Genomic DNA, 10,566 nt, shown 5'->3' with positions numbered 1-10,566 from the left:
GTGGTGACACATGGAGCTGACGAATACTAATCGATCGAGGACTTAACCAAAAAAGTTTGAAACATTCAATGAACCGTTTATCCAGTTTTGAAAGAATAAAAATATTATAATATACTTGTAATTTTGATAAAATATGTTATAATAAGTATTGTCTTTCAAATAGTCTAGTGATGATGGCAAAGAGGTCACACCCGTTCCCATACCGAACACGGAAGTTAAGCTCTTTAGCGCCGATGGTAGTTGGGGGCTTCCCCCTGTGAGAGTAGGACGTCGCTAGGCTGTATACTAAAATTATTCCGAAGTAGCTCAGTTGGTAGTAGCACCTGACTGTTAATCAGGTTGTCGCAGGTTCGAGTCCTGCCTTCGGAGCCATTCTTGGAGAGTTGTCCGAGTGGCCGAAGGAGCACGATTGGAAATCGTGTAGGCGGTTAACACTGTCTCAAGGGTTCAAATCCCTTACTCTCCGCCAGCACTTTTATTCATTTCAAACGAAGGCCCCTTGGTCAAGTGGTTAAGACACCGCCCTTTCACGGCGGTAACACGGGTTCGAATCCCGTAGGGGTCACCATGTATATACCCAGATGGAGGATTAGCTCAGCTGGGAGAGCATCTGCCTTACAAGCAGAGGGTCGGCGGTTCGAGCCCGTCATCCTCCACCATTATACTTATTAACAATTAATAACATATCATTATCGCGGGGTGGAGCAGTGGTAGCTCGTCGGGCTCATAACCCGAAGGTCGTTGGTTCAAATCCGGCCCCCGCAACCAAAATGGTCCCGTGGTGTAGCGGTTAACATGCCTGCCTGTCACGCAGGAGATCGCCGGTTCGATCCCGGTCGGGACCGCCATTTATTTTAAAATATGGGTCAGTAGCTCAGTTGGTAGAGCATTAGATTGAAGCTCTAAGTGTCGGCGGTTCGATTCCGTCCTGACCCATCATGTTTTTTTGCCGGTGTAGCTCAGTTGGTAGAGCAACTGACTTGTAATCAGTAGGTCGTGGGTTCGACTCCTATCGCCGGCACCATGTATTCCCGGAGGGGTAGCGAAGTGGCTAAACGCGGCGGACTGTAAATCCGCTCCTTAGGGTTCGGCGGTTCGAATCCGTCCCCCTCCACCAGTTTTAATATAATAGGGGCATAGTTTAACGGTAGAATAGAGGTCTCCAAAACCTTTGATGTGGGTTCGATTCCTACTGCCCCTGCCAATTTAATTTTATGGCGGTTGTGGCGAAGTGGTTAACGCACCTGATTGTGGTTCAGGCATTCGTGGGTTCGATTCCCATCAGTCGCCCCATTTAACTTTAAATTAGAATAATACAAAATAGTAATTATGGCGGTTGTGGCGAAGTGGTTAACGCACCTGATTGTGGTTCAGGCATTCGTGGGTTCGATTCCCATCAGTCGCCCCATTTTTATATAATTGTCTTTTGGGGTATAGCCAAGCGGTAAGGCAACGGATTTTGATTCCGTCATGCCCTGGTTCGAATCCAGGTACCCCAGCCATTTTTTTTGCGGAAGTAGTTCAGTGGTAGAACACCACCTTGCCAAGGTGGGGGTCGCGAGTTCGAACCTCGTCTTCCGCTCCATTTAACTATTTATGGCGGCATAGCCAAGTGGTAAGGCACAGGTCTGCAACACCTTTACCACCGGTTCAAATCCGGTTGCCGCCTCCATATTTTATTTTTCAATCGGATTATCCGATTTTTTTTATCTACACTATGCCGGTGTGGCGGAATTGGCAGACGCGCACGACTCAAAATCGTGTTCCTTTGGAGTGCCGGTTCGACCCCGGCCACCGGTATCATCTAAATCGTTGATTTGACGGCGTTTCATGCGTAAGCATGAGGCGCTTTTTTACGTTTTAGACGTATAATGTGCGTCAAATTAGTCGTTAGCATGTTCGCTAGTAGACCGTTTTCCTTAAATACTAAGGAAGGCGGTCTTTTTCTATGTCTAAGCGTAATAACGAATTGGTAGGACGGGAACTCGATCTCGTGAGTCGTTCGGTATCAATGCAGGTGACTACGTTTGATGAAGCGTTGGCGGTATTTATAAAGGATGCGAAACGACGTGGTTTGCGCGAATTTACAATTACTTACTACCAACGTGAACTAAATCACTTCCGTACGTTCTTGGTCAGCGTAGGGCATTCGCTATTTATTCACGACGTACAGCGGAAACACCTGGAGGAATTAGTTGAGGATATGCAAGTACGCGGTCTCCGGACAACAACGATAAACTCTAAGCTACGCGCAATTCGAGCGTTCTTTCATTGGCTACTCGAGAATAAATACTTGGCCGTAAATGACCTGGCGAAGTTTCCGTTAGTACGTGATCGTAAGAATAGCGTTGAAACATTTACCGTTAAACAATTACATGCGCTATTCAATGCGACGGACAAGCGTACATTCACTGGCCAGCGAGACTATACGTTTATGATGCTACTGCTCGAAACTGGCATTCGTTTAAATGAATCTTGCGGTATTTTAATAGAGGATGTAAAGCTATCGGAAGGTCTCGTGTATTCGTAATACGAAAAATCACTATCATCGCTATGTACCGATACAAGCGAAGATGAAGGAGCAGCTTCGTCGGTATCTTCAATTAAGAGGGACATGCGAAACAGATGCGTTATTTGTCACATTAGAAGGTACAGGAATGAAACGTAATTCTCTGCAGAAGATTGTTGCTCAATACGGTAATTAAGCAGGGATTAAGGGTGTCAGATGTTCACCTCATACAATGCGGCATACGTTCGCTAAGCTATCCGTTATGAATGGCGCTGGCATATTCGAATTACAAAAGATACTCGGTCATTCAACAATGGAGATGGTAAAAACCTATGTAAATCTATTTTCAACGGAAGTACACGACAAACATCGTGAGTTTAGTCCGTTAAATAATCTTTAGACAAAAAGAAAAAGCCGAGTGCGCTAACACTCGACCTTAACTGAATATGACTACCGAGAAAACGATAGCATACACACCAATGTATCGCTATTGTACAGCCTTTTCGAAAAAATTACAATGTCTAGGCTTATTTAAGTGCGCTTTTTTTCGGTAGTCCAACGTGGAAACCTAGTAACACGTTAAACTTGATCGGTTTGTACGATAGCCGCCGCAATAATTATCGTTAGGACAACACTATAAGGTCGACGTATTTATCATTCGAAGGTTAGGGCGCCTTAAAATGCGCTATACAAAAGGAAGAACATCGCTTCACTGGTGATAAGCATAACGCCTTTATTTAGCTTTTATAGCCGTTGCTAAAAACGGTTTTAAATCATAAGTTGGTGTAATTATTTTTAAAAACACTTCGACCCTAAATCAAAGGAGGATTGAACGGAATGAATATCGCAGTAGGCATCGTTAATATTCAACGGAAGCTATTTGAAAAGACTGAATGTAAAACTGACGCATATTACAGCGAAGGTCAGGGGGCTTTGTATGTATTAGTGGGTGAACCTCTTGCGATCAGAAACGTAATTTATGCAGCATCCGAAACGGAACTTATGTTGAACGCAATTTAACGAAGGAAGAAAATTATTAGAAACATGTCCGAAACTGAATTTTCATTCGGGTATATAAGGTAGGAAGAGTAGAACAAAAGGAGACGATATTATGACGCAAATTCAGAAAAAACAAAGACCGTTACCATATGCATAAGTGTCCAGTATATGGTGATTTACTGGACACTTGTTTTTTATCTAATTTTTCAACAATTGCTGTTCATATAATAAAATATCTTCAACTAGCCATCTTTTAATAGTAGAAAAAATATGACTAACTGTTGTTTAAACTGAGACTTCTAATAACTTTTTGACTTCAAAAATCATTGAACATCCAAAGAAGTATCTTTTTTATTGATTTAGTGAAAGGAGGAGTACTTTAAATACTCTTTCAGTGGCAATAAAGAAAAATGAAAAGTTAGGGTCTTAACATTTCTCCTTCTTCCCAAGAAACAATTAATCGATTCAATCTTCTTAGCCTAGTTTCTTCTTTTTGCGCACTCATTATCCACCAAATAGAATCTCTCTTGTAAGAAGGAGGGAGCTGATTAAAAAATTCCCAAGAACGTGGATTTTTTTTAATTTCATCCTCATACGCTTTCGTTAACGTAGCATGCCTATTGGTTGAAGAATATCCTGTTTTGTCATTTCTTTGATTAAAAACATTCAATCCTTCAGGCCTCATTTGATTTAACTCTATCAGCTTATGTACCTTTTCGACATTAACTTTACTCCATACGCTATTTGGCTGACGTGGAGTAAATCTAATTTTATAACTATTATCATCAACGATTTTTCGTATCCCATCAATCCAACCAAACGAAAGAGCACAATCAACTGATTCAGTCCAAGTGAGACTTGCTATATTAGTTTTTTTCTTAAAAAATCCTATCCAAATTTCACTAGTTTTTTTGTGATTACACTCCAACCAATCAATAAATTCAGTTTGATTCCTAAAAAAAATTACTTGGTTCATTTTTTTAACCATTCTAAAATTGTTTGATTAAGTTCTTCTGGTCTTTCTTCTTGAATCCAGTGACCAGCATTTAAGCTCTTAATATCTATGTTAGGCACAAAGTCTTTTATATTTGGAAGCGGAGGAATAATATCTTTCTCGCCATAAACCATCAATGTTGGTTTATAAGTAATAGGTTCTACATTAGCTAATAAATGCCAATTACGATTTAAATTTCTATACCAATTGATACTTGGAGTGAATCCTGTCTTATTGAAGGCTGAAATGTAAACAGAAAGATCGTCATCACTCATAACAGGTTCACCTAATGGATTGCTCGCTTCAGCTAGATTAATCATTTCCATTCCTTCAACAAGACCTTGTGATGGAACATTCTTTCGATATAAGTTACGAAGAAACTGGGCTTTATTTTCGTCTAATATAGCATCTGCAACACCTGGTTGTTTGTTAAAGTGAACAAAGTAGTAATTATCGCCAAAAACATCCTCCATAAAATCAATCCAAGGTCTTTCTCCCCGAACTTGGTATGGCAAACATAAATTAATCATTTTACTAACACGTTCTGGATGTAGTAGAGCCATGCTCCAAACAACACTTGCACCCCAATCGTGGCCCATAAAAATGGCATCTTTGTATTGATAGTAATCCAAAAGAGCAACAAGATCGCCTGTTAAATATTCAATGTCATATTTTGTAACTTCTTTTGGACAAGAAGACTCTCCATACCCTCGTTGATTTGGAATAATAACGTGATACCCTGCTTCTACAAGAGCATTTACTTGGTGTCTCCATGAGTATGCATGCTCTGGCCATCCGTGACAAAGTATGATAGGACGTCCCCGATTTATTTCTCCAGCTTCAAAAACTTCTAGTTTCACATTATTAACTGAAATAAGTTTTGGTGTAGGAAATTCATTATTATTTGTCATTTAATATCCTCCTAATTAAAATTGTCTTACAAGGACAATTTTATCATTGAGTTTTGACAACAGTCTGTCAGCATTGAAATTTAAAACTTGCTTAACTGTATTTTTCATTCATTAATTTGAGCTTAGAGGCAATTTTTTGACGCAATTCTTTCGGTTCTAGGACTTCTACATATTCTCCAAAACTAAAAATGAGAGAGAACAACCATTCTTTTTCGGGCAACGTTGCTTTCACAAGAAGTTCACCTGTTTCTAACACAGTAATATCTTCTTTATTAAAAACATCCTCTACACGAGACTTCATTATTGGGGAAACTTTCAAGACAATTGTTGTCATCGTTGTTTGCTCATTTAACAATGCCGTAATTTCGTGATATGATTTTTCTCGACGTTCAAATGATTGATTTTCAATGTGAAAATCACTTATCCGAGAAACTCTAAATATTCTGAAATCTTCTTTTAAAAGACAATAAGCAAATAAATACCAAGTATAATTTTTAAAAACGAGTGACATAGGTTCAACTTGTCTTTTGCTTACAATATTATTATAATTTCTGTAGTCAATAGTCAGTAACTCACTCTGTTTAATAGCTTTTCTTAATGTTTTAACTAATATTTTTTGATTGGGAGAGTCTCCATAAGGATGTAACTCAATGATGATTTGTTCCATATTAAGTTTTAGAGAATCCACCTTATTTTTAGGAATTATATTTTCTAGTTTTTCTATAGATGACTCTAACTCAATATCATCAACTGTAGAATTAATATCCTTGAGTACAGAAAGAAGGGAAGACATGTTGTTAAGAGTCAGTACTTGATGATTTATTTTATAATTTTCATATATGCTGAATCCACCATTATTTCCAGAATGTGAAATAATAGGAATGCCAGCTAGATTGATAGTTTCAATATCTCGGTAAATAGTCCGAATTGACACCTCAAACTTCTCAGCTAATTCATTTGCAGTTACACGATTTCTATTAAGTAACATCACTATAATAGTTAACATACGTTCTATTTTCATCGTTTTCTCCTTAAAAAATTTTTTTTACTTACTAGGTAGATAATAAGAGTAATTAAATAAATATTATACCCTACAGTATTAAGAGTCAGTTTGAGAATTGATTTTGTTTTACATAAGTTTTTACACAAGCTGTTATAACCTAGGAACAGCAAGGGGAGCCATTCATGTTTCTAACGGTTCAATACATGATATAATGTAATGGATAAATAATGAATACATACCTTAATATTACATACAAAATTTGTTGATAAAAATTTAGGATTAGTATTAAAAGGATCATAATTAAGCTTTTGAAAGGGTGATCATAATGAAAACGATTTATATTTATCCTAAATTAGCAATGGGGTTTAGGGGATTTGCAACAGGGTTAGATAGAGAAGGATTCTTTTTGAAGAAAAGGTCAACGAGACTAAAAAAAAGTATAGAAAATTCGTTGAAAGAGTATAATTTGAGTTCTTTTAACGTAGAAGTTACTCATGGGTTTGAATCTCCAGAGGAATTATTAGAAAATGATGGCGTTTTGGTTTTGATTTCTCCATACTTAAAAAGTTTACTTGGTCACATTGATTTTTCTAAAAGTGAATACTATCTTTTATCTGAAGCAGAATATAACTCTGAAAATATTGATAATATCTTAAAGTATATAAAAACGCTATAAAACTATAAGATTAATAGAAAACAATAAAAATGCTAAAATATATTTAGGTTAGATATCGGGGATATATGTAAAACAGGGATGTTTATATTAGCATTCTTGTTTTTTGTTTGATACAACATTGTATATAAAGTATTCTTCATTATAGACTTTTATATAATGAAAGAAAGTAATGTTATTGGTGATTATTTAATATTCTTAATACTTACAGTTGATATTACGTCAAGAAAATAGACAACACATCTTTTACCGGTAGGGTTAGTATTTTTATCTTGTTCATGTCTACTTACCATTCATCGATTATTCAATGCTCTGCGTAATCACAGGCTCTTTATACACTTTTGCAAGACCATATTCGTTTCAATTTCTTTTATTATATGATGCATGGAACGAATCTAAAAAACGTTTTAAATAAAGCACATTTAAATGGAACCACGGGATTAATACTTGAACGACTATAAGGTGAATACAATTTTTCGACTAATGGATAGATAAACGAAAAATAGATCGCAGCCTCGAGTTTTCGAATGCGTAAGAACCTATTGGTGTTGACATTAAAACTGTACGCTGATTGTTAGTTAACAATCAACGTGCAGTTTATATATGTATAGGTAGATGGACTTGATGTTGATGAAATCAATAAGCACAAGAGTTATCATTTTACTCCATTACGTTTATGTCATCATAAACATAATGGAGTAAGTAGCAAAAATACGGTTATGAGGAAGAAAGAAGATGTTAAGAGTAAAGAGACTGTTAGGTCTTATGACTGTATATAGTAGTCAGGAAGTTCACACAGCAAAGAAGAGGTAGTAGTAAAAGAGATGTGTGTAAAAGATCAAAGTATCTTCTTCTTTCCTATAAAGTAGAGGATGAATATCTAATTTAATATTTATACGAATCAAATTTACGTACTAGATAAATTTAGTTCGTTTATTAGGGAAGAGTTAGATAGAATACCGATAATCTCTGATATTTCCAGATTAATAGCTAAAAGAACATCGGTACTTTTGATGAATTGATAAATAATAAAGCATTATTTTATCGTATGCATCAAGCCCAATCCAAATGGTATGAGCGAAAGGCTTGAGAGATAATACTACTATTAGATAAACCTTCACTGCAATCACTGATCCTCAAATATATCACTTCAACCAAAATCAAAGATAAACAAATCGTAGAGGTTCATTTTAGTTTTCAAAGAGGTCTGAAAGTTAATTAGCCGAAGCACCTACTGATGATCATAGTTTTAAGATGAGAGTGATAGGGTGTCTTAATTCTAAGCAGAAAATATCTTTGTTTTTCTATGTTCACAGTTATTTTGACAATAGATTTTTTACGCTCCTTGACATTGTTAAGTAGTTTTTGTTATGTTGATATAAAATGATAATGATTCTCATTATCAGTAAAGGTGCTGAAGTTGTAATATTCATGGGAAGGAGCAATCTAATGGACAGGATAGAAAACGTTCGTTACGTAGCATTATTATGAATATAAGCGATCAAATTCAACTGTGGAATCAAATCGTCATTAGCGTACTGGACATTCAGGTAAAGCGAGTTGGGCGAGGTGACGAAATTCGAGATTATGTAACACCAGCAAGCATGTTTATGTTTATCGCAAATGGACGTGCTGAGCTGTGGACAAATGATGAAGTGTGGATATCCGAACGGTTTCATTTAATACATATCGGCAAGGGAAAAAGGATAACTGTTCAATCCGCTGACTTTCTTGACATCTACATGATTTTATACAATGCTTCTTTGCCCGCTTCAGCATTGCGGGAGTTTCATATGATGATGCAAACAGACAATCCATTTATGAAAAGTTGGGCAGTGTCGCCATCCCAACCGCTTATTATGTTGGAGATGCTAGAAACAATGCTTGCCGACTGGCAACAAATAGACAATGAGCAGATAGACAAAGAGAAAAAAATTAAAGATGTCCATGAATTGAGAAGACTGAAGGCCAAAGGGGAATTCATCCGTTTTGTACATGCAGCATTACAGGAACGAACGGAGATTGCATACGTCCCAACTTTGGCCGAACAAGTTGTCCACTATATCGCAAGGAATTATCGTGGAATGATTTCCATGGAACAGTTGGCCCAGCAAATGAATTACACCCCACAATATGTTTCGAGGAAATTTAAAGAACAGATGGGGTACAGTCCACTTGATTATACAATTCGATTACGCATAGACTTGGCGCGAAAATTGCTGTGTGATACCGAAGCGACGCTACAGGAAGTAGCTGCTTATGTTGGTTATCCAGACACTATATATTTTAACCGTATGTTTAAGAAACAAACAGGCATAACTCCAGGGGAATACCGCAAGCAAAACCAGTATGTAGGTTCGAAAGATACAATGAATTGGTCAGATTTGTCCATTGTTGCACCACATCCAGCACTGTATCATTTAAATGGTAATGATATTCATTATCAATTAATGCTAGATGGAGGAAATGATATGGCAAATAGCAAAAAAAATCTGTTAGCGATGGCACTGTTGTGTCTTACTATGGTCACATCGGCATGTGGGACATCATCAGAAGGGACAGAGGGAAATAGTGGAGCAGCAAAATCGATTCAACTAAAGACAGAAGCACCCGCCAACATCAAAATGCGAACTATTACGACGGCACTCGGAGATGTGGAGGTACCTGCAGATCCACAACGTGTAGCTGCACCGGCATTTTTAGGAACTGTGTTGGCACTCGGCGTCCAACCAGTTGCATCTGATTTTTTATTGATGGAAAGTCCGTATTTAGAGGGGATGCTCGACGGTGTGGCTAATGTGGGAGATTCGCTAGAAACGCTGGTTGAATTAAAACCGGATTTAATCATCACAAATATTAATAAAGAAGAAACAGTGGACAAATATTCGCTCATAGCGCCCACGGTAGCTATGCCTTACAATAGCTTTGAAACTATTCAGGAGGAAATGCGTTATTTCGGTGATTTATTAGACAAAAAGGATGTCGCTGAACAATGGATTACTGATTTTGAGAGTTACACAAGTAAATTACGCGGTGAAGTTCAAGCTGCACTTGATGAGGGAGAGACAGTATCCGTCATGCAGGAATATGATGGAAAGGTATTCTTATTCGGACCAAAGTCCGGACGCGGCGGTCGAATCATGTATGAAATATTAGGTGCGAATCCACCTTCAACGATTCCAAAACATATGCTTGCTGAATCATATTATGAATTTTCACTGGAATTGCTTCCTGAATACACTGGAGATTATTTGATTCTAACAACAAAATCGACGCTGGAAGAACTGCAGGCTGATCCGGTTTGGGGTAATTTGCCTGCGATTCGAGATGGAAAAGCATACTTGTGGAATGAAAGTCAGTCATGGTTTAGAGACCCGATTGCTGTAGAAGGACAAATAGAAAATTTAGCTAATTGGATGATTGAAATCGCCAAAACACAATAAAAATGTAGCTTATGAACGGACTCATTTAGAGTTA

Annotated in this window: 8 protein-coding genes, 16 tRNA genes, 1 rRNA gene and 1 pseudogene; 22 read left to right on the top strand and 4 right to left on the bottom strand. The window is 37.4% G+C overall.

What is annotated here, in order from left to right; translation table 11 throughout:
• Positions 1-163: 163 nt before the first annotated feature.
• The 20 genes from rrf to AO843_RS11105 all read left to right on the top strand — a co-directional run bounded on the left by rrf (position 164) and on the right by AO843_RS11105 (position 3,529).
• A 5S ribosomal RNA gene (rrf, locus tag AO843_RS11195) occupies positions 164-279 on the top strand.
• A 16-nt stretch (positions 280-295) separates the two neighbouring features.
• A tRNA-Asn gene (locus tag AO843_RS11190) sits at positions 296-372 on the top strand.
• A 5-nt stretch (positions 373-377) separates the two neighbouring features.
• Positions 378-469: transfer RNA gene (locus tag AO843_RS11185), tRNA-Ser, on the top strand.
• A gap of 24 nt (positions 470-493) precedes the next feature.
• A tRNA-Glu gene (locus AO843_RS11180) sits at positions 494-568 on the top strand.
• Between the two features lie 15 nt (positions 569-583).
• A tRNA-Val gene (locus AO843_RS11175) sits at positions 584-659 on the top strand.
• Positions 660-693: 34 nt separating this feature from the next.
• Positions 694-768: transfer RNA gene (locus tag AO843_RS11170), tRNA-Met, on the top strand.
• A gap of 4 nt (positions 769-772) precedes the next feature.
• Positions 773-848: transfer RNA gene (locus tag AO843_RS11165), tRNA-Asp, on the top strand.
• 15 nt (positions 849-863) lie between these two features.
• A tRNA-Phe gene (locus AO843_RS11160) sits at positions 864-936 on the top strand.
• 12 nt (positions 937-948) lie between these two features.
• Positions 949-1,024: transfer RNA gene (locus AO843_RS11155), tRNA-Thr, on the top strand.
• 9 nt (positions 1,025-1,033) lie between these two features.
• Positions 1,034-1,117, top strand: a tRNA-Tyr gene (locus AO843_RS11150).
• 13 nt (positions 1,118-1,130) lie between these two features.
• Positions 1,131-1,204 (top strand) — tRNA-Trp (locus AO843_RS11145).
• Between the two features lie 13 nt (positions 1,205-1,217).
• A tRNA-His gene (locus tag AO843_RS11140) sits at positions 1,218-1,293 on the top strand.
• Positions 1,294-1,332: 39 nt separating this feature from the next.
• Positions 1,333-1,408: transfer RNA gene (locus AO843_RS11135), tRNA-His, on the top strand.
• Between the two features lie 19 nt (positions 1,409-1,427).
• A tRNA-Gln gene (locus AO843_RS11130) sits at positions 1,428-1,502 on the top strand.
• 8 nt (positions 1,503-1,510) lie between these two features.
• A tRNA-Gly gene (locus tag AO843_RS11125) sits at positions 1,511-1,585 on the top strand.
• Positions 1,586-1,598: 13 nt separating this feature from the next.
• Positions 1,599-1,672 (top strand) — tRNA-Cys (locus tag AO843_RS11120).
• A gap of 47 nt (positions 1,673-1,719) precedes the next feature.
• Positions 1,720-1,800 (top strand) — tRNA-Leu (locus AO843_RS11115).
• A gap of 193 nt (positions 1,801-1,993) precedes the next feature.
• A complete protein-coding gene (locus tag AO843_RS25110) occupies positions 1,994-2,530 on the top strand; it encodes a tyrosine-type recombinase/integrase (protein WP_231630121.1) in 537 nt (178 codons plus the stop codon).
• A gap of 211 nt (positions 2,531-2,741) precedes the next feature.
• Positions 2,742-2,909, top strand: coding sequence for a site-specific integrase (locus AO843_RS25105; protein WP_304438283.1), 168 nt, complete (start codon positions 2,742-2,744; stop codon positions 2,907-2,909).
• A 437-nt stretch (positions 2,910-3,346) separates the two neighbouring features.
• Positions 3,347-3,529: a hypothetical protein gene (locus AO843_RS11105; RefSeq protein WP_054611188.1), complete on the top strand. Its 183-nt coding sequence runs from the start codon at positions 3,347-3,349 to the stop codon at positions 3,527-3,529.
• Between the two features lie 397 nt (positions 3,530-3,926).
• On the opposite strand, the gene AO843_RS11100 is transcribed toward AO843_RS11105, so the two are convergent.
• The 3 genes from AO843_RS11100 to AO843_RS11090 form a co-directional block, all read right to left on the bottom strand.
• Complete coding sequence (locus tag AO843_RS11100; protein WP_054611194.1) at positions 3,927-4,484, bottom strand: YdeI/OmpD-associated family protein; 558 nt, start codon at positions 4,482-4,484, stop codon at positions 3,927-3,929.
• On the bottom strand, positions 4,481-5,413 hold the full coding sequence (locus AO843_RS11095; protein WP_054611187.1) for an alpha/beta fold hydrolase: 933 nt from the start codon (positions 5,411-5,413) through the stop codon (positions 4,481-4,483). The genes AO843_RS11100 and AO843_RS11095 overlap by 4 nt, the downstream gene beginning before the upstream one ends.
• Before the next feature lie 91 nt (positions 5,414-5,504).
• Positions 5,505-6,434 carry a helix-turn-helix transcriptional regulator gene (locus AO843_RS11090; RefSeq protein ID WP_054611186.1) on the bottom strand — a complete coding sequence of 310 codons (930 nt, stop codon included), beginning with the start codon at positions 6,432-6,434 and terminating at the stop codon, positions 5,505-5,507.
• 307 nt (positions 6,435-6,741) lie between these two features.
• Here AO843_RS11090 and AO843_RS11085 point away from each other — a divergent pair, with 307 nt between their 5' ends.
• Entirely contained in the window at positions 6,742-7,092 is a 351-nt protein-coding gene (locus AO843_RS11085; RefSeq protein ID WP_054611185.1) for a hypothetical protein, read from the top strand.
• 347 nt (positions 7,093-7,439) lie between these two features.
• Here the strand turns inward: AO843_RS11085 and AO843_RS25575 are convergent.
• Positions 7,440-7,618 (bottom strand): annotated as a pseudogene (locus AO843_RS25575) (IS5/IS1182 family transposase); the annotation flags it as partial.
• A gap of 958 nt (positions 7,619-8,576) precedes the next feature.
• On the opposite strand from AO843_RS25575, the gene AO843_RS11080 reads away from it, so the two are divergent.
• Positions 8,577-10,532 (top strand): AraC family transcriptional regulator, encoded by a 1,956-nt coding sequence (locus AO843_RS11080; protein WP_054611184.1) that lies wholly within the window; start codon positions 8,577-8,579, stop codon positions 10,530-10,532.
• Positions 10,533-10,566: the final 34 nt, after the last annotated feature.

The sequence above is a fragment of the Lysinibacillus sp. ZYM-1 genome, assembly GCF_001308875.1.
Lineage (GTDB): Bacteria > Bacillota > Bacilli > Bacillales_A > Planococcaceae > Lysinibacillus.
Note: the sequence above shows the minus strand (reverse complement) of the source record. Positions and strands in the feature narration are given on the sequence as shown.